Source organism: Nostoc sp. XA010 (genome assembly GCF_020829625.1).
Classification (GTDB): Bacteria; Cyanobacteriota; Cyanobacteriia; order Cyanobacteriales; family Nostocaceae; genus Nostoc.
Genome location: NZ_JAIVFX010000003.1, coordinates 311,975 through 332,020, shown reverse-complemented (window position 1 = coordinate 332,020; position 20,046 = coordinate 311,975). Strand labels below are relative to the sequence as shown.

The 20,046-nt window shown below is 42.8% G+C and carries 15 protein-coding genes; 14 read left to right on the top strand and 1 reads right to left on the bottom strand.

Annotated elements, in window-relative coordinates; all coding sequences use genetic code 11:
- Window positions 1–268: 268 nt before the first annotated feature.
- From LC608_RS06905 to LC608_RS06870, 8 genes are all read left to right on the top strand, one after another.
- Window positions 269–793 (top strand): SRPBCC family protein, encoded by a 525-nt coding sequence (locus tag LC608_RS06905; protein WP_229552819.1) that lies wholly within the window; start codon window positions 269–271, stop codon window positions 791–793.
- 265 nt (window positions 794–1,058) lie between these two features.
- Complete coding sequence (locus tag LC608_RS06900) at window positions 1,059–2,129, top strand: Mrp/NBP35 family ATP-binding protein (protein ID WP_229552818.1); 1,071 nt, start codon at window positions 1,059–1,061, stop codon at window positions 2,127–2,129.
- A gap of 179 nt (window positions 2,130–2,308) precedes the next feature.
- Window positions 2,309–3,622 carry a rod shape-determining protein RodA gene (rodA, locus tag LC608_RS06895; protein ID WP_229552817.1) on the top strand — a complete coding sequence of 438 codons (1,314 nt, stop codon included), beginning with the start codon at window positions 2,309–2,311 and terminating at the stop codon, window positions 3,620–3,622.
- Window positions 3,623–3,710: 88 nt separating this feature from the next.
- Window positions 3,711–3,908 (top strand): NAD(P)H dehydrogenase subunit NdhS, encoded by a 198-nt coding sequence (locus tag LC608_RS06890; RefSeq protein WP_109007085.1) that lies wholly within the window; start codon window positions 3,711–3,713, stop codon window positions 3,906–3,908.
- 65 nt (window positions 3,909–3,973) lie between these two features.
- Window positions 3,974–4,630 carry an HAS-barrel domain-containing protein gene (locus LC608_RS06885; protein ID WP_229552816.1) on the top strand — a complete coding sequence of 219 codons (657 nt, stop codon included), beginning with the start codon at window positions 3,974–3,976 and terminating at the stop codon, window positions 4,628–4,630.
- Window positions 4,631–4,773: 143 nt separating this feature from the next.
- Window positions 4,774–6,912 carry a cation:proton antiporter gene (locus tag LC608_RS06880; protein ID WP_229552815.1) on the top strand — a complete coding sequence of 713 codons (2,139 nt, stop codon included), beginning with the start codon at window positions 4,774–4,776 and terminating at the stop codon, window positions 6,910–6,912.
- Between the two features lie 568 nt (window positions 6,913–7,480).
- Window positions 7,481–8,431 (top strand): UDP-glucuronic acid decarboxylase family protein, encoded by a 951-nt coding sequence (locus LC608_RS06875; protein WP_229552814.1) that lies wholly within the window; start codon window positions 7,481–7,483, stop codon window positions 8,429–8,431.
- 147 nt (window positions 8,432–8,578) lie between these two features.
- Window positions 8,579–9,970: a UDP-glucose/GDP-mannose dehydrogenase family protein gene (locus LC608_RS06870; protein ID WP_229552813.1), complete on the top strand. Its 1,392-nt coding sequence runs from the start codon at window positions 8,579–8,581 to the stop codon at window positions 9,968–9,970.
- Window positions 9,971–10,329: 359 nt separating this feature from the next.
- On the opposite strand, the gene LC608_RS06865 is transcribed toward LC608_RS06870, so the two are convergent.
- Window positions 10,330–11,124, bottom strand: coding sequence for a DUF2993 domain-containing protein (locus LC608_RS06865; RefSeq protein ID WP_229552930.1), 795 nt, complete (start codon window positions 11,122–11,124; stop codon window positions 10,330–10,332).
- A gap of 569 nt (window positions 11,125–11,693) precedes the next feature.
- Between LC608_RS06865 and LC608_RS06860 the strand changes: the two genes are divergently transcribed.
- From LC608_RS06860 to LC608_RS06835, 6 genes are all read left to right on the top strand, one after another.
- Complete coding sequence (locus LC608_RS06860; RefSeq protein WP_229552812.1) at window positions 11,694–13,703, top strand: cytochrome-c peroxidase; 2,010 nt, start codon at window positions 11,694–11,696, stop codon at window positions 13,701–13,703.
- A 661-nt stretch (window positions 13,704–14,364) separates the two neighbouring features.
- Window positions 14,365–15,717 (top strand): magnesium transporter, encoded by a 1,353-nt coding sequence (gene mgtE / locus LC608_RS06855; protein ID WP_229552811.1) that lies wholly within the window; start codon window positions 14,365–14,367, stop codon window positions 15,715–15,717.
- A 73-nt stretch (window positions 15,718–15,790) separates the two neighbouring features.
- On the top strand, window positions 15,791–16,843 hold the full coding sequence (locus tag LC608_RS06850; protein WP_229552810.1) for an aspartate carbamoyltransferase catalytic subunit: 1,053 nt from the start codon (window positions 15,791–15,793) through the stop codon (window positions 16,841–16,843).
- 543 nt (window positions 16,844–17,386) lie between these two features.
- Window positions 17,387–18,277, top strand: coding sequence for a hypothetical protein (locus LC608_RS06845; RefSeq protein WP_229552809.1), 891 nt, complete (start codon window positions 17,387–17,389; stop codon window positions 18,275–18,277).
- Between the two features lie 71 nt (window positions 18,278–18,348).
- A complete protein-coding gene (locus LC608_RS06840) occupies window positions 18,349–19,341 on the top strand; it encodes a pentapeptide repeat-containing protein (protein WP_229552808.1) in 993 nt (330 codons plus the stop codon).
- A 202-nt stretch (window positions 19,342–19,543) separates the two neighbouring features.
- Complete coding sequence (locus LC608_RS06835; RefSeq protein ID WP_229552807.1) at window positions 19,544–19,984, top strand: pentapeptide repeat-containing protein; 441 nt, start codon at window positions 19,544–19,546, stop codon at window positions 19,982–19,984.
- The last annotated feature ends 62 nt before the right edge of the window (window positions 19,985–20,046 follow it).

Sequence of the window (20,046 nt, the reverse complement as noted above, 5' to 3'; positions counted from 1 at the left end):
GCTCGTACCTCTCTACGAGACGCTGCGCGAACGCTAACGCTGCGCTAACAGCAGTCGCTCATGGGGGAAACCCCCTACAGCCCTTCGGGCATCCTACGGCAGGCGCTAGCCTCTCCCTTTGGGAGAAGACCGCGCTGCTTCACCGCTTTGCGTCTACATGAGTTGCCCCTGAGTGCATATAGTTTTGCGTAAGTCCTATTAGGATTTGAGGGTAGTTGCCCACAATACCAGAGTTACCAGAAAGTGTCTAGCGAGGAGGATTAGGAAAATGCAAGGTTGGTTATCCAAATTCATCCACCGCAAACGTCGTCGGTTTTGCGCTTCTCTGGTGCGGACGTATCGAGAGATAAGTTCTGCTTCTGTAGATGAACTGTGGCAAAAAGTCGCTGATTTAACTGATGTTTCCTGGCATCCACTACTTAAGAGTACTAACGTGCCCTACGGATTAGTACCCAAGCCAGGATTAATTTTTCATGCTGTAACACGCTTTTGGCCGATTCCCATCCGAATTTTTGTGGAACGCGTCAATCACAGGGAGATGCTGAGTATCCGAGTGCTAGCGATTCCTGGGATAGAGGAACGGGTGACTTATCAAGTAGAGTCAACGGTTTGTGGTACTTGTTTGTCTTATTCTGTAACACTACGGGGTTGGTTATCGCCCCTAATTTGGTCTTTATCCCGTCCTTATGCAGACCGCGTAGCCCGGTCTTTAGTAGAAGCAGTAGAAAAGGCGGCATTGCCAACGGTATCTGGTAAGAAAAAATCCCTTAATGACAGTTGTTTGGATTTTTAGGTGCTGGAAGAGGACAAGCCGACAAGGCGACAAGGGGGAGAATAAAAAATTACCTGTTTCCCCTCTGCTCCCTGCTAAGTGCCCCTCTGCCTCTTCCCAATGCCCAAAGAAAGTTAAGATTCTATTAGGTGATAATGCAATTTGCTAAGTTTTATTACGGCATTGACAGTGAAAACACTAAGCTGACCTTACTTAAGAAAGCATCCAGTTAATAGCTAAGATGTTCGCCACAAGTGTATTTATTCATTTTGAATTTTGAATTTTTATGTACGATGTTCTCGATTCTCGCTCTGTCTTAGAAGTTTTGCGACCAGTGGAAGACCCAGAACTCCGCAAAAGTCTGGTGGAACTGAATATGATTCGCAACGTGAAAATTGACGGTGGCAAGGTTAGTTTCACTTTAGTGTTAACCACTCCTGCCTGTCCTTTACGTGAATTTATCGTTGAAGACTGTAAGAAAGCTGTCAAAAAACTCTCAGGGGTTACAGATGTTAGCATAGAAGTGACGGCAGAAACACCGCAACAAAAAAGTTTACCTGACCGCACTGGTATTTCTGGGGTGAAAAATATCATTGCTGTTTCCAGTGGCAAAGGTGGCGTTGGTAAAAGTACGGTGGCAGTGAATGTAGCAGTGGCTCTAGCTCAAACTGGGGCGAAAGTCGGTTTGCTAGACGCTGATATTTATGGCCCTAATGACCCCACCATGCTAGGTCTAGCTGATGCCCAAATTACTGTGCGTTCCAGTGAAACAGGTGACATCCTGGAACCTGCTTTTAATCACGGTGTCAAATTAGTTTCAATGGGCTTTTTGATTGACCGGGATCAGCCAGTGATTTGGCGGGGGCCTATGCTCAATGGTGTAATTCGCCAGTTTCTCTATCAAGTGCAATGGGGAGAACTGGACTATTTGATTGTAGATATGCCACCGGGAACCGGAGATGCTCAGTTAACTTTAACTCAAGCAGTGCCGATGGCAGGGGCAGTAATTGTTACCACACCGCAAACTGTAGCTCTGTTAGATTCTCGCAAGGGATTGCGGATGTTCCAGCAGATGAATGTCCCGGTATTAGGGATCGTTGAAAATATGAGCTATTTTATCCCCCCCGATCAACCAGATAAGCAGTATGACATATTTGGTTCCGGTGGTGGCTCAAAAACAGCTGCCGAATTGGGAGTGCCACTGTTGGGGTGCGTACCGCTAGAAATTTCCACACGAGTTGGCGGTGACAGTGGTGTGCCAATAGTTGTTGGTGATCCAGATTCAGCTTCAGCAAAAGCATTAACAGCGATCGCTCTTACCATTGCTGGTAAAGTATCAGTTGCTGCTTTGACATAATTAATTTTAATTTCTATCTTTTTCCTGGGCTATGTCCTGGGAATACTAGGGACTGGGAGTGGGGAAGAAGCAGGAGAGTAGGGAGCAAGGGAGAAGAATTTTCTCCTCTGCACCCTGCCCCCCGCCCCTCTGCCTCTTTTCAATTCCCAACAATTAAAGCTAAAGTCTAAACTTACACAATGTTGTTAAAACGATCGCTCCCCAAAATTCGCTGGAAGTCTTGGGTTAAGCCTTGGCAGAATGTAGATTGGCTACTATTTTGTTTGCCGATTGCTGTCAGTATCTTTGGTGGTGTCATGATTCTCAGTACGGAACTGAAGCAGCCAGTAACTGACTGGTGGTGGCACTGGATGGTAGCGGGTATCGGCGTGCTTATAGCCCTGTTTTTAGCTCGCATCCGTTATGAACTCTTGATGCAGTGGCACTGGGTAACTTATGCACTAACGAACTTCAGCTTAATTGCCGTGATGATCGCTGGTACTAGCGCCAAAGGGGCGCAACGGTGGATTAGTATTGCCGGCTTTAACGTGCAACCCTCAGAATTTGCCAAAATCGGCATGATCATCACCTTAGCAGCTTTACTACATAGGCGTACTGCTTCTACCCTCGAAGGTGTTTTTCGGGTTCTGGCAATCACCGCTATACCTTGGGGATTAGTATTTTTGCAGCCAGATTTAGCAACATCACTGGTATTTGGTGCGATCGTCTTAGGAATGCTTTACTGGGCAAATGCTAACCCAGGCTGGTTAATTCTGATGATTTCTCCTGTGGTTGCTGCCATTTTGTTTAGTATATCTTGGCCTTTATCAGAGCCGATAGTTTTATTCAAAGAACTATCTTTTGGCCCATTAGGAATACTTTGGTCATTTGCGATGGCTATTGTAGGCTGGCAAACTCTTCCCTGGCGTCAATTTGGTTTAAGTGCTATTGGTGCGTGGACTCTCAATATACTCGGTGGCGAATTAGGAGTCTTCGCTTGGAACCATGTTTTGAAAGAGTATCAAAAAGATCGGCTAACTGTATTCATGAACCCCGATCACGATCCACTCGGTGCTGGATATCACTTAATCCAATCTCGCATTGCTATTGGTGCTGGTGAAATTTGGGGATGGGGTCTGTTCAAGGGGCCAATGACGCAACTTAATTTCGTACCTGAACAGCATACAGACTTTATTTTTTCCGCAGTGGGGGAAGAATTCGGTTTTGTTGGTTGTTTGGTAGTGCTGTTTGCCTTCTGCTTAATTTGCTTCCGTCTACTGCATGTTGCCCAAACCGCCAAAGATAACTTTGGTTCCTTGTTGGCTATTGGCGTTTTGTCCATGATTGTGTTTCAGCTAATTGTCAATGTTGGCATGACAGTTGGTTTAGCGCCTGTGGCAGGCATTCCCCTACCTTGGATGAGTTATGGGCGTTCTGCTATGCTGACTAACTTCATTTCCTTGGGAATAGTAGAATCAGTAGCAAATTTTCGCCAAAGGCAGAAGTATTATTGATTCGTCATTAATCATTTGCACTTCCCCAAGGATAAATGACTAATAAGAAGTATTAAGCTATTAAAAGGAAACAAGCGAGGCTAAAAACATGATTCTGCCTGGAGCAACTGTTCGCGTCAAGAATCCCGCAGATACCTATTATCGCTACGAAGGACTCGTACAACGGCTGACCGATGGCAAAGTAGCCGTATTATTTGAAGGTGGTAACTGGGATAAATTAATTACCTTTCGCCTGAGCGAATTGGAACTCGTAGAAACCACAGCCGGACGTAAAAAAGCCAAATAAAATTAGTCATTAGTCATTTGGCAAAAACAAATGACTAATGACCAATGACTAATGACTAAATTACTATGCGCCTCCCCCTACCACAGTTTGCTACTGGCGATCGCCATCCCAACCACATTGCGGAGGTGATTGAAACTACTAGTACGGAATTTTTAGCTCAGTGTTTAGAACCAGACGATTTAAGCTTTCCCTCCATGCCACCCTTTGGTAGCTGGGTCTGTTCTGTAGATGAAGAATCGGGCAATCAAGTTTATGCTGTGGTATATTATGCCACCACTATGCCCATAGATTCCATACATCGGGCCAGAGCTTTGGGCTTGTCATTGCAAGACTTACGCGAAGAACAGCCCCAGATATTTGCCATGCTCAGAACAGAATTTAGGGCTGCGATCGTAGGATTTGAGCAATCCTCCCAGAATCGAGGTTATAACCAAAGAATATATCAATATCTACCACCGCGTCCCCCGCAAATTCATCAAGCTGTTTATCGGTGCGAACCAGAAGCAATCATTAAATTTACTGAAGAACTAGATTTTTTGCGGACACTCCTTTGTATTAACGGTGCGCCAGTAGAGTCTTTGGCCGCAGCTGCCATTCGAGATATATACCAGTTACGCAAAGCTGACCGAGAATGGCTAATTAAAGCTGGACGTAGCTTAAGTGTGCTACTTAAAGACGACTACGATCGCTTACGGTTCATTTTGAGTCAAATCCATCCGTAGGTAGTTAGTTCTGAGACAATTGCCTAGTTAGTGTAAATTAATATATTTGATTTTTCCTCAGGTGGCTTCTCTATTTATTTATATCGATTAAGCGATCGCCCCAAGGGAATCGTAGTTTTACCATAGCCCCTTCATTCCTACCTATGGAACTCATATCACAAGTTCTTGCTCTGGAGCCAACTTCCCAAGTTCTTGGCAAGGAACCAATTGTTCCCTTTGCTATTTTGCTGGTGGTGATCTTAGTTATACCGATCATGTTTGAGCGGCTAAGATTACCAGGATTAGTGGGTTTGGTTTTCTCAGGGTTAGTACTCGGCCCCTCAGGCTGGAATCTATTTCAGTCAGACTTGTCGATGATTAACCTGCTATCAGACATTGGGTTAATTTACTTGCTGTTTGTCGCAGGGCTAGAAGTTGATCTAGAACAGTTTCGTCGGCAAAAAAGTCGTGCCTTCGGGTTTGCTAGCTTAACTTTCAGTGTACCCCTGGTGATGGGAACCTTGGTAGGGCTGATTTTAGGCTATGGCTGGAATACTTCAATATTAGTTGGCTCTTTATTCGCTTCCTATACTCTTTTGGCATATCCCATAATCAGCCGTTTGGGAGTGATCAATAACGAAGCTGTTACGGTCACTATTGGAGCTAAAATTTTTACAGATATTGGCTCAATACTCATCTTAGCCGTTTGTGTAGGCGTCGCTCATGCTGGAACATTCAGCTTTGCGAAACTACTCAGCTTGTCAGGTTGGTTAATTATTTACTCTGTTGCCGTTGTGGCAGGCTTTGATTGGGCAGGCAAAGAATTTTTCAAACGGTCTGGAGACGACGAAGGAAACAAGTTTTTGTTTGTCTTGCTTTCTGTGTTTCTGGCGGCTGTGGGCGCTCAATTGATTGGGATAGAGAAAATTGTTGGTGCGTTTTTAGCGGGTTTGGCGGTAAATGAAGCTGTAGGGGAAGGCCCAGTCAAACAAAAAATGGTATTTATTGGCAGTGTGCTATTCATTCCCATTTTCTTTGTTGACCTTGGGTTAACGATCAATCTACCCGCCCTTGTGAACAACCTAGACACGCTCAAGTTAACGCTGTTGATGATAATCAGTTTCATTGTCAGTAAATTGATTGCAGCTTTTTTCACAAAACTGGTTTACCGCTATAACTGGCAAGAAATGCTAACCATCTGGTCGCTATCGCTTCCCCAGGTTGCGACAACATTAGCAGCAACGTTAGTGGGATACCGGGCTGGGTTGCTGCCACTAGAAGTATTACACAGCGTGATTGTCTTAATGGTTGTCACATCAAGCTTGGGGCCATTGATCACTAATAGAATAGCTGTTGGTTTGAATTCCTCACCTGCCGAAGATCCAGCACCACCCCAACCTGACCAAAACGCACCAAAAACAGACAGTGCTTTTACTATAGTCGTACCTGTCTATAATCCTCATACTGAGCAGTATTTGATTGAAATCGCGGCGTTATTAGCGCGTCAGTGTAAAGGCAAAATTATACCGCTTGCGATCGCTAATGCCACTGGTCAAATGGATGCACCGCAGTTAGAAGCGTCTCTACAACGGAGTGAACAATTATTAACAAAAGCCACAATACACAGTCGAGTATTGGGCGTAGCCGCAGAACCAATGCTGCGGATTGATGATGCTTTTGCTCAAGGAATTAGCAGAGCGGCTCGTGAACAAAAGGCTAATTTAATCGTTATGGGTTGGGGTAAACGGACTGGGTTACGAGCGCGTTTATTTGGGAATGTGATTGATGGTGTACTTTGGGCATCCCATTGTCCAGTAGCGGTAACACGTCTAGTAGAATCACCAAAAAAAATTCAGCGCATCTTAGTACCAGTAGAAAACTTAACAGCACCGACATTACAGCCTGTACAATTTGCCCAGATGCTGGCTGAGGCAAATCAGAGCCACATTACTGTACTGAATGTGTGCGATCGCCGCACTAGTTCTAGTAAAATTGCTTGGAGGCGATCGCATCTCTCCCTATTGGTATCTCAATTAGCTTTAACTAATGCCCCAGAAATTCAAATTATCGCTCATGAGAATGTTGCCCAAGCAATTTTGCAGGCAGCACGATTATATGATTTAGTAGTTTTACCTTTTATACGTAATCGTACCAGCCCTGGAGGATTAGCCATTAGCGATGTCACAACTCAGTTAGCTAGACAACTCACCTGCTCCATTATCATGCTTGGAGAACCGCAACGCACTCAAACCACAAATTTAGTTATGTCTAAAACGGTTACTAGCATTACCTCTGCTGTATGATATGAGGCATTTAGTCCACTCACATGGACTTATGCTGCGTTGGTGTAGTCCGTCGGAGGCATCGCATTGACAACAAACTTTGCAAGAAATGAATCATCCGTAGGGGCATATAGATGTATGTCCCTCCAAACTTATCTATGTATTTATCGCAGGAATATCCTGAAATGATATAAGTCTCTGCACTTAAATAAAGGGCAGAATGTTGGTAAATCCGACAACTTGAGTATTGTACAAATATGGTTAATTGTAAGACCTTGAACTGTGGAAAGTGTCAACCTATTCCTGCATCCAACTGAAAACAGTAGTATTCATAAAAACACTTTGTATTGTTAAAGATTTGATGAACTTTAGGTGGAAGACTGGCAATTTTTGTTATTTTACTAGTTAAATTATTAAGGAAGCAAATAAAAAATAACAAAAATATAACCGTAGAAAAATACGTAAATTCAACAACACTTTTAGATTGAACTTTGTTCTTTTTTTCGTTTTGTATATTTTGTCCCCAATCTGGGTAATCTAAAAGTAAGTGCAATAGCTACCGAAAATATTTGTAAATAACTGGGAAACTATGAGAATTTTGGTGACGGGTGGTGCTGGGTTTATTGGTTCCCATCTCATCGACCGACTAATGAATGATGGGCATGAATTAATATGCTTGGATAATTTTTACACTGGTCACAAAAGGAACATCCTTAAATGGTTAGGTCATCCGTACTTTGAACTGATCCGCCACGACATTACTGAACCAATTCGGTTAGAAGTGGATCAAATTTATCATTTAGCTTGTCCTGCTTCACCAGTACATTACCAGTACAACCCAGTTAAAACCGTTAAAACTAACGTGATGGGAACACTCAATATGTTGGGGCTGGCTAAACGTGTTAAAGCTAGGTTTTTCTTGGCTTCAACCAGTGAAGTATACGGTGATCCAGAAGTTCATCCCCAACCCGAAGAGTATCGGGGTAGTGTTAATCCCATTGGGATACGTTCATGCTACGACGAAGGTAAAAGAATTGCTGAGACTCTAGCATTTGATTACTATAGGCAAAATAAAGTTGATATTCGAGTTGTTCGGATATTTAACACCTACGGGCCAAGAATGTTAGAAAACGATGGCCGTGTGGTGAGCAACTTTATAGTTCAAGCCTTGCGGGGTAATCCTTTAACCGTTTATGGTGATGGTTCGCAAACTCGTAGTTTCTGCTATGTTTCCGATTTAGTGGAAGGATTCATCCGTCTAATGAATAGCGACTACATAGGCCCAGTAAACCTGGGTAATCCTGGTGAATATACGATTTTGCAATTGGCACAAGCTGTGCAAAATATGATTAATCCAGACGCGCAGATTAAATTCGAGCCACTACCTTCGGACGATCCCCGGCGTCGCCAACCTGATATCACAAAGGCAAAAACTTGGTTAAATTGGGAACCGACTATTGCTCTGCAAGAGGGGTTAAAACTAACAATAGAAGATTTTCGCGATCGCATTCAAAGCGATGCAAATAATTCAACCACCTGAGTAGCGCCTAGCGTTGCTCTAAATTTCATGCAGGCTCTACCCTATCGGTAGCTAGTATGTTTAGTGGCTGAGTTAACTGTCAGTGTTTAAGTGTCATATTGATACTTCTTTTAGAAAACTAACCCCAAAAAAGTGAGGAGTTAAAAAATGCGTGTTTGCGTGATTGGTACTGGTTACGTTGGTTTAGTTACAGGTGCTTGCTTGGCTCATATTGGGCATGATGTAATTTGCGTAGACAACAACGAAGAAAAAGTTAAGTTAATGAAGTCTGGGCAGTCCCCAATTTTTGAGCCGGGACTTTCAGAAATTATCCAGTCTGCCATTCAAACAGAGAAAATTCATTTTACTAGCGATCTCGCTGCTGGAGTTTCCCACGGCGAAATTCTGTTTATTGCTGTGGGAACGCCACCTTTACCCACTGGTGAAAGTGATACTCGTTATGTTGAAGCTGTAGCCCGTGGGATTGGGGAAAATCTCAACGGTGGTTATAAAGTCATAGTGAATAAATCTACAGTACCCATTGGCTCAGGTGACTGGGTGCGGATGCTTGTTCTAGATGGTGTTGCTGAACGGCAGAAAGTATTAGTACCCGCAGGAGGGGTTCCGAGTAATGAAAAATTACCTGAGTTTGCAGCCGAGTTTGATGTAATTAGCAATCCAGAGTTTTTGCGCGAAGGTTCGGCAGTTCACGACACCTTCAACCCCGATCGCATTGTACTAGGAGGCAATAGTCAAAGAGCAGTAGCCTTAATGCAAAAACTCTATGCCCCAATTGTGGAACGCAAGTACGCTGAGGATCAATCTTTACCCCCTGTGCCAATTCTGGCAACAGACCTGAGTTCGGCGGAGATGATTAAATACGCCGCTAATGCCTTTTTAGCCACTAAGATTAGTTTTATTAACGAAGTTGCTAATATTTGCGATCGCGTCGGTGCTGATGTCACCCAAGTAGCTAGAGGTATTGGTCTAGACTCCCGTATTGGTAACAAATTTTTACAAGCTGGTATTGGTTGGGGTGGTTCTTGTTTCCCCAAAGATGTCTCCGCTCTGATTCACACTGCTGATGATTATGGCTATGAAGCCCAGTTACTCAAAGCTGCTGTCAGTGTCAACGAACGCCAGCGATTGATTGCTTTAGAAAAACTCCAAAAAGTTCTGAAAATTCTCAAAGGCAAAACAGTTGGACTACTCGGACTGACCTTCAAGCCCGATACCGACGACTTGCGCGACGCTCCAGCCCTCAACCTAATTGAGCAGCTCAACCGATTGGGAGCCAAAGTTAAAGCCTTTGACCCGATTGTTTCTCAAACAGGTTTACGTCATGGGCTTTCTGGAGTGCTAGTAGAAACCGATGCCGAAAGACTAGCTGATGGCTGTGATGCGTTGGTACTTGTCACCGAATGGCAGCAGTTCAGCACTCTTGACTATGTGAAGATGGCAAAATTGATGACCAACCCCGTTATCATCGACGGTCGTAACTTCCTCGACCCTGAAGTAATGATACGCGCTGGATTCCAATATGTAGGTGTAGGACGATAGAGATTTAAGAGTTAGAAGCGATCAATGATGGATAAGAATTGCTTACAACTTATAATCCATAGCTCCTAACTCTAACTCTCTTAAAAACTAAAGAATTATAATACCGCCTAAATTGCTTTAGGCGGTATTTAATTTTGTTTTAGGACTTCATGCAAAGACCCTAAAAAAACGTGAATTCGACTGTTCATATACTGTACGTCTAATTAGCTCAATCAAAAGACCGCTAAGAGATTTTACTACGTAAAACCGTTTCCCTCCGACGGACGGAGGAAACTTGAACTTTAGTTTAAAACAGGGAGAGGTTCATCGAACTCACGTTAAAAAAATTTTACTTACCTTGCTTACGTGAAAATATCAAATCAAGCGCTATGTGGAATACGTTCAATTTCAGCATAACCACTGAAAATAAGTTTTTGACCTTCAGTGTCTAATCGGTTGAGCCGCATTTTCACTCCATCGAGGTCAAAACGATCAAGATCAACCATATTATCTAAAATTTCTACTAGTGCCACGCTCAAGGTTTGCGAGATTTCCCGTTGTGCTTCTGGCACTTGGTCAAGTTCGATTTTTGGATCTTTGAAGGAAACTCGCCGCCGCCTTTCAATGCCTAAAGCTAGGCTCATGTTCAGGGGAACGAGTTCCCCATTATTTAAATCTGCTTTTGCTACAAGCTGTAAGCGATTTCCTGGCAATAGCTGTACCTGTACTTCCGTAAAGGAAACTGGTTCACCGCCAGATAATTCTGTCAGTGATGGTACGGTGAGGTTAAGCAGGCGCTTTTTCACCAGTTCCGCGTTAAAGGCTTGGTTTATGCCTGCTTCTGATAAAATCACTTGGGCGATCGCTTGAGTAGGCTGCTTAAGACTGAGTTTGCCACTTAAAACCGAGCCGAAGTCAATGGCAACCGCATCGGTTTCAAAAGACATCTCCTCTACCGCAAAATCTTTCCGAATCACCAAGCCACGACCGCTCATCTTAAAGCTATCAATGCTGCCTTGCAACAGTTTGCTGGAGGGGTAGCAGCGCACAAAGACTTCTACTGACTCGCTTTGGGTAAACAGGTGGCGAATCGTTTGGCTGGCAACCGTGTTGAGCATCCGCTCTCCCCAATCTGTGCCTTTAGGATCTTGTAAACCAGTAAGTCCGCCGAACATGTGGTTTTGGGTCTCTAGAAGTTCTTTGTACTTTTGTAACAAACTGTGAAGAATACAGCAAGCGATCCCGTGATTAATTGTGCTGATGGGTAGGTATAGGATGCCTGATGGTTGATGGGTTAATGTATTAAATATTACAAATCTCACTTGGACAGGGAGAAGGTCGCAGCATTCATAACATTAGCAATTATACGTTGAAGTATATGGGCTAAAGGGTTCAGAGTAAATACCCTACCCTTGAGGATCAAGTCCGACTTTTAACCAAGCTGGGTAGGCGCAGCCCGTTGTAGACTTCGCTTGCCCAACAAAATTAGAACTTACGCATTTTAAATCAGCCATTTTTAGTGCCATTTGTTTCAGACTATATATTATTAAAAATAATAATTTAACTACAAGATTACACAATCTTTACCTAATCTTGTCGCAATCCATAGAGAATCACATTACTGCGGCGTGGTATTTTGCATATGGTTACAATGCATTATTAGTACGTTAATACTACCTAAAGGACGGCTGAGTCTTCCGGAGTCAGCCTAAACCTCATGGTTTAAAACGTATCGCGAGGTCTTATGATACGCTCAAATACCGCATTAGCAATTTTAATCGTGCTAATTTTGATGCTTTTCTGGATTTATTTAAGGTATAAAACCAGAATATTATCAAGATATTCACGCCCTCTGGCAATTTTCGTCATAGTTTCTCTGGTGAGCGCTGGTGGAGGTATCGTATCCGCGCAAGTAACACGGAACCCAACTCCCTTAAATAACATAACCAGTTTGCCACCGACTACATCTGGAGACCCTACCCCGGCGAACCCACCACTCCTGACAGCAGTGGCCGAACCAAGCAATCTCGGAGACTTTGTTGCCGACCAGACAGCTCTACTCAAGCTAGGAAAAGCCCTATTTTGGGATATGCAGCTTGGTAGTGACGGCGTTCAGTCCTGTGCTAGTTGTCACTTTCATGCCGGAGTTGATAACAGATCAAAAAATCAAATTAGTCCTGGTGTTTTGGCATCAGTGAAAGATAAAACTTTCCAGGTCGGTGGTGGTGCAAACTATCAACTCACGGCGGCAGATTTTCCATTTCACAAACTGGCAGATCCTAATGATCGAACCAGTACAGTTATTTCTGACTCTAACGATGTCGCCTCATCCCAAGGTGTGTTTTACAGTGTTATTAAGGACACTGTTCCGGGTCAAGCAGTGGATTCTACTACATCTAAGCCAGATTCAGACGGCTTTCAAGTCAATGGAATTAATGTGCGTCGAGTTGAGCCGCGTAATACTCCAACGGTAATTGATACAATTTTCAACAAACTCCAGTTTTGGGATGGTCGCGCCAAAGAAAGCTTCAATGGGGTGAATATAAAGGGAGCAGCAGACCCTAGTGCTAAAGTTTACAAAGCTACAAAACCAAACCAACTAACTGCTGTTTCCGTTTCGCTCAACAATTCCTCTATAGCTTCCCTAGTAACCGGGCCACTATTGAGTGAATTTGAAACATCTGCTGAGGGACGTACCTTACCTCAAGTCGGTGCTAAGTTTCTGCGAAAAAAAGGTCAGAGGATCAAAAGCCTCAGACCTTTAGGTAAACAACTTGTACATCAGCAAGATAGTGTTTTAGGATCTGACAGTCGATCCCCTCAGACCGGTCTGGCGATCGCATCTTATGATCAACTGATTCGGAAAGCCTTTAAGAAGGAATGGTGGAAGTCAAAGTCAATCATTCAAGTTGACAGTAATGGAACACCAACAATCCTCGCCAAAAATAATGATGATAACGAGAGTGAGGAAGGACAGACTTTACCTGCAAATCAGTTTTCGCTCAGGGATTGGAACTTCTCCTTATTCTCTGGGTTAGCAATGCAAAAGTATATGTCTACTCTTGTGTCTGGCAACACACCTTTTGATAAATTCCAAGCGGGAAATATCAATGCTCTCACCGATCAGGAAAAAAGCGGTCTGACTGTGTTTGTGAATAACACGGCTAATGGTGGCGGTAATTGTAACACCTGCCATACGATTCCAGAATTCACCAGGGCTTCGGTGAGAAGAACCGCAGGAGTAGCTTCAACTGATCCAAGTGATCCGCTCATTAGTAATGCGACTAACGGCTTCTTCGGTAACTACGGTGTCAGACCGGCCTCAGATGACCCAGGAGCCGGAAACACTACCACATCACTGTTCAAAGCACCTGCCCTTCGTAACATCGGCTTGACAGCTCCATATATGCATAACGGTGGAATGGCAACTCTAGAGCAAGTGGTAGACTTTTACAATCGTGGTCGAGGTGATGACGGTGGTCCTGGTGTACCACCGTTGAACTTAACCGATGCTAAAAAAGCTGATTTGGTCGCTTTCTTAAGAAAGGGACTTACTGATCAGCGAGTCCTCCTTGAACAAGCACCCTTTGACCATCCACAATTGTTCATCCCCAATGGACATCCCGGCAATCAAAATTCAGTGACTTCCAGTGGCAATACTAATGGAACTCCTACTGCTACAGATCAGCCAGTGGAAATACCCGCAGTTGGTCGTAATGGTGTCACTACTCCCAAGCCGAATTTTTTAGAGTAAGACTCTGGACTTGAAACATAATCGTTCAGGGAGATCAACGATAGAATAAGGGTTACAAACGATTTAATGGAATTATTTAGCCTTATTTCCTCAAATTTATGGGCTTGATAGTGTCTCAAACCTTGTTACCTTCGTATACTTCCTGAACGGTTCCAGCAGCCGACATCAAGATTACCTGAAGCCATAAATAACCCCCCCAACTCAGGTTGCGGAACCGAAACACACCGTCTCCAAGAAAATTTGGCGCAGCCTCACAAAGAAATGGTATGACTATGCATGAAGTTGCTTGATACCAAATATTGCTTATTGATGTTGTAAATATTTTAACTGTATAAAGTTTGCGAAAAAACTCGTTGACTGCCAAGACACATAGCTTATAGCAATAGTAAAATCTACTTTAAGCTAGACAAAAATTACTTATAATTCGGGGTAATTAACTTAGCTATTAGTGGTAAATATCACGAATACTGAATGCTAATATTCAGTATTTCCTGGAGAGCGCTATTCCGGGTTAGGATGATCACTAGCGATGCCTTAATTTAGATATCGATATTGAATTGTTGAAATTTTATGGGCAATAGTCCACCAGATGGCAGTATCAACCTCCTCTGAGCTGGTGAGGAAGTCTCCCAGCGAGGGGGAGACTTAGGAGATATATCTCATGCTCACACAAGATATTCGTGATTTGCTGACTGATACTACCGATTTAAACCAGTTGAAATGGGATTTAAATCGCTTGCAACCTGTGGATGTGGGAGACTACATTACACAATTGCCTGAACAACAACGCGCGATCGCATTTCGTTTACTCAATAAAGCTCAGGCAATTGATGTATTTGAATATCTGCCCACAGAGGTGCAGGAAGAACTAATTAATTCTCTGCATGATGTCCAGGTAGTGCAACTTGTAGAAGCGATGAGTCCCGACGAACGGGCAGAATTGTTTGATGAACTACCGGCTGGAGTAATCAAACGGCTATTACAACAACTAAGTCCAGAAGAAAGGCAAGCAACAGCAACGATTCTCGGCTATCCAGAAGGCACGGCTGGGCGGGTGATGACAACCGAATATGTCCGGTTACGGCAAGGATTGACTGTAGGTGAAGCCTTGAGCAAAATCCGCCGTCAGGATGAAGATAAGGAGACGATTTACTACGCTTACGTCACAGATGACAACCGGACGCTAGTGAGAGTAGTTTCACTGCGGCAATTGTTGTTTACTTTTCCCGATGTATTCATCAAAGATATTGCTAGTGATCGCGTCATCAAAGTTACAACTGAAACTCCCCAAGAAGAAGTGGCGCGAATCATGCAGCGCTACGACTTAATCGCTATCCCCGTAGTTGATCGGGAAGACAGATTGGTTGGCATCGTCACCATTGATGATGTCATGGATATTTTGCAAGAAGAAGCCACAGAAGATATCCAAAAACTGGCGGGTGTCAGTGGTGATGAAGCTGCTTTGTCCTCTCCCTTACTCACCATCCGCAACCGCTTACCTTGGCTGTTGGGGATTATGGCAATGTATATTGGTGCCGCCAGTGCGATCGCACCTTTTCAATCTGTAATTGCCGCAGTGCCAGTTTTAGCAGTCATCATGCCAATTTTTTCTAACACTGGTGGTACTGTTGGGATTCAATCATTAACGGTGACAATTCGCGGCTTAGGGGTAGGCGAGGTAACACCTAAAGATACCTTAAAAATTCTTCGCAAGGAACTTCTCGCTGGTTTAGGTACAGCCGTAGCTTTAGCCACAACAATGATCCTGCTTTCCTTAATTTGGGCGCGCCCCCAAGAACGATGGGTAGCTTTAATTGCCGGCATGGTAATGGCAACTAATACAATTGTGGCTGTTACACTCGGTACTTTACTGCCAATGGCTTTGACACGGCTGAAGCTTGACCCTGCTTTAGTTAGTGGCCCGTTAGTGACTACAATGCTAGATACAATTGGGTTTTTAACGTTCCTCAGCCTAATTTCTCTAGCTTTAAACGTTTTCCATTTACCAACGTAAAAGAATTGGGCATTGGGCATTGATTATTTCTCCCTTATCTCCCCCAATGCCCAGTCCCCACTCTCCAAATTTTATGCCTACTACCACCTGGAATCGTCATCACGTTCTTTCCCTAGCTGACTTTACGGCGGCTGAATATAATACTGTTTTGCAAACTGCTGCCAGTTTTCAAGAGGTGCTATCACGGCGGACGAAGAAAGTACCAACCTTACAGGGACAAGTGGTAGCGAATTTATTTTTTGAATCCTCTACTCGCACTCGTAGCAGTTTTGAACTCGCGGCAAAACGCTTAAGTGCAGATACACTGAACTTCGCCGCAGCCACATCTTCTATGACTAAGGGAGAAACAATTCTCGACACGGCGAAAACCTATTTGGCAATGGGAACTGATATTATGGTAGTCCGCCATCGAGAGGCAGGAGTACCGAATGCGATCGCGGCTGAAATGGATCGTTTAGGTGTGAAAGTTAGCGTCCTCAATGCTGGTGATGGTCAACATGAGCATCCTTCCCAAGCACTGCTAGATTTATTTACCATAACTACTCTAATTGATCCAGCTAGTCCCCGACTAGAACTTTTAAAGGGTAAAAAGATTGCCATTGTTGGGGATATTCTCCATTCTCGTGTAGCGCGATCGAATATCTGGAGTTTAATCGCCAGTGGTGCCGAAGTACATCTAGCAGCCCCACCCACCCTCTTACCCAAATTATTTGCCGAGTATATCTTGGAAGAGGTAGGAGTCAAGAATCAGCAGTTTATTATCTCCTCATCTCCCACTCCCGACTGCCCACTCCCCACTCCCCAACTATTTCTCCACTGGCAACTAGAACCAGCTTTGCAAAATGCCGATTTTGTAATGACTTTGCGCCTGCAAAAGGAACGTATGACGGCTCATTTACTGCCAAGTTTGCGAGAATATCATCAGCTATTTGGCATTACCCGTACAAAGTTACAACTTTGTAAACCTAACGTCAAAGTTTTGCATCCAGGCCCAGTTAACCGTGGTGTCGAAATCAGTTCTGAGTTGATGGATGACCCAGAATTTAGTCTCATACAATCGCAAGTTACTAGTGGTGTCGCCGTTCGTATGGCGCTGTTGTATTTGATAGGAAGCAGTAAGGTCTAAGTAATTTAACTCTCACAGGCAATGACCATCAGAATTCGGCTGTTGAGGCAACCGTTGGCAAAGTGGTTTGACATGACTACACAAGCTAGATAAAAAGGGTATAACATAAGACCAGCCCTTTTAAAGAAAGTAGAAATTCTCGCAAGTGAATTCCTCTCTAATATTATGTCCGCATAATTAGTTGTGATTCCCAGAGCCGTTGCACGCTAGCCTTTAATCCCCTCCTCGCTTGCGGATAGGGGAGACAAAGCGTAGCTTTGCCGGGGTGGGGTTCTTCGGGTTTAATAAGTAATTAAGCGAACATAATATAAATCTCTTTTCTCTGTGTTCTCTGCCTTATAAAGCCTGATGCTTGCGGCGGGCTGCACCAACGGAGGTTTCCCCCTGCCTCAGACTTTCTACTATGCCTCGGCGGTTAAATAAATAACTTTTAACCACTTATAACACAGAGAGCAATCAGAGAAAAAGAGATTTTACGAGTTACGTTTAAAGAGCTAGTTCTATCATTTATTACTACCTGATACCTGTGCCGGAGATTTGCCGATGAAAACTATATCTAGCCTCGATGCAGTAACTAAAAATTTAGAACAGCATGAAAACTCAAAACGGATTAAAAAATTAATATACTCAGCTTGTAGAAATATTTGGGAGAATGATGAAGATACGCTAGAGCGAGTTAAACTACAAGAATTAATTCAAGAGTTATGCAGATTAAATCTAACTATAAATAACTTAAATTATAGTTTATCTGAAATTGTAAAAACCCTCAATAAACAAGCCGAATACGCCCTAATCGCCAGTGTTATTTCTCAAGAGATGCAGAAGTTATATATAACATCTAATGAATCAACAGGAATATTATTAAATCAACCTCATCAAGAAGAATTAACAGGAATATTATTAAATCAACCTTGTAAAGAGGAACAGACATTTTATAATTCTGGACAAATCTCATCAAATCCTATAGATAAATCCCAAAACAGTCAAATCAAACATCAATATAATCAGTTTGATTTACGGCAAAATATTATGAAGTATACTAACCCACTTAGGGCTAAAATAATTATATTTTCTGTATTTTACAAAAAATTTACTTTCAATGAAGAAGACTGGTTGAAACTGAAAGCTGAAAAACTTGATGATTTATTGCTGAAATTATTTAATACTTGTCCAACTATCAGAGAGCTTGAATCTAAACTAAATAATGTTGTTATATCTCTAGGTAAACCGGATGAAAATATTCAAGCAGCTAGTGCAATCATCCAATCTATGCGAGGTCTATATGGCAATATATCATCCAGTACCAACGGATATCAACCGTTTAACAGCGATTCATCTCTAGAAACGAAAACATTGGTTAATCCTTATCATAAAATGGCATTCAATGATGACAATAATACCTGTCAATTTATAGTACCCCCTATCAAAGAATAATGGCAATTTTTGACTATTATTAATCCTGGGGAAATCTGAAACGATTGTGGTAATTGATAGGGAGAATAAATATGGATGCCAATGAACTTCTTAAGCGATATGAAAATGGAGAAACAAAATTTTTTGAAGCAAACTTAAATAGCGTAAATTTGTTTGGTGCAGACTTGATTGGTATAAATTTGAATAAGGCAGATTTGTCTAATGCAATCCTAATTTTTAGCTATCTAAATCGGGGAATCCTGAATAAGGCAAATCTAGTTTGTACCAAGCTAAGTGGCGCGAACCTAAATCAGGCAAGTTTAATCGATGCCAACTTGCATGATGCTAATTTACATGGTGCAACTTTACAGGGTGCTGATTTGCGTAATGCCAATTTAACTTTGGCATATATGTTAGATAGTAACTTGATGGACGCCGATTTGCGTGGTGCAAATTTGAGTGGTGCAAATTTAACTAGTGCGTGCCTGCGTGGTGCTAACTTCAGAGAAGAAAAGAGAATGTACTCTGCTAGTCTACGGGGTGCTAACCTCCATAAGGCTGACCTGCGGGGCGCTGATTTAACTGGTGTAGACTTATCTAAAGTTGATTTGAGTGGTGCTAACTTGAGTGAGGCAACGCTACGTTATGCCGATTTGAGTGATGCCAACCTGAGTGAAGCTATTTTATATAATGCGTCTCTGGCAGATACTAACATCGGGGGTGCTAATTTGAAAGGTGCTAACCTGATGAACGCTAGACTAGAACGCTCAAATCTCATTGATGCAGAACTTACAGGTGTTAACTTGTACGGTGCAATTATGGCAGATGCTAAACTGACTAGATGCCAAATGAGTAGAGTAAACCTGAGTTTTGCAAGGCTAAATAGAGTTGATTTAAGTCGCGCTAACCTATGTGGGGCTAACCTCACTGAAGCAGACTTGGTTGATGCCTATCTTGCTAGGACAAACTTGACTGGTGCTAATTTAAGTAAAGCAAATTTAATCAGAGCAGAAATGAGTAGTGCAAATCTGACTGGTGCAGATTTGCGTGGTGCCGTTATGCCTGATGGAACAATTAACGACTAAAAATATCTAGCGGTTTGCAATTGTTGCAGTTGAGTCCAAGAATATTACTATTAGTCCGATCGGACTAGCTTACAGTACAATACCTATTCTCATAGAAATTATCTATTACTCCGATCGCATGAGGGCAGAATTTTGTAACCTTGGCATACTGGTATCGTAGAAGTCAAGAATTTAATGACTTTTAGAAGTGTCGGAGGTAAATATGAAAGTAATTTTTTTGACGGCAGCAGCCATACTCAGCACGCTATCTTTAGCTGCTCCCCTTTCCGTCAAAGCAGAAAACTCTGCCCCTGTCCGGCGCTTGCTCGAAACTAGAGAATGTTCTGGATGTAATTTAACAGGAGCAAACCTCAAAGGCGCTCACCTGATAGGTGTTGACCTGAGAAATGCAAATTTAAAAGGAGCTAATCTCGAAGGTGCTAACTTAGAAGGTGCTGATTTAACTGGTGCAAATTTGAAGTCTGCTAATCTCACAAAAGCATTCGTCAGCGATACTATGTTAAATAATGCCAATCTCACCAACGTTAATTTGAGCAATTCCCGCTTATATAATAGTGACGTAGATGGCGCTGTTATGGCTAATATTGATTTAAGCGGAGCTGATGTATTTAATACTGCCATTAGCATTGGTGGTGAATACTAATGGTGAGTAATGATTTAAAAGTGATGAGTTAAGAGTTATATTCAACTCCTAACTCTCTACTT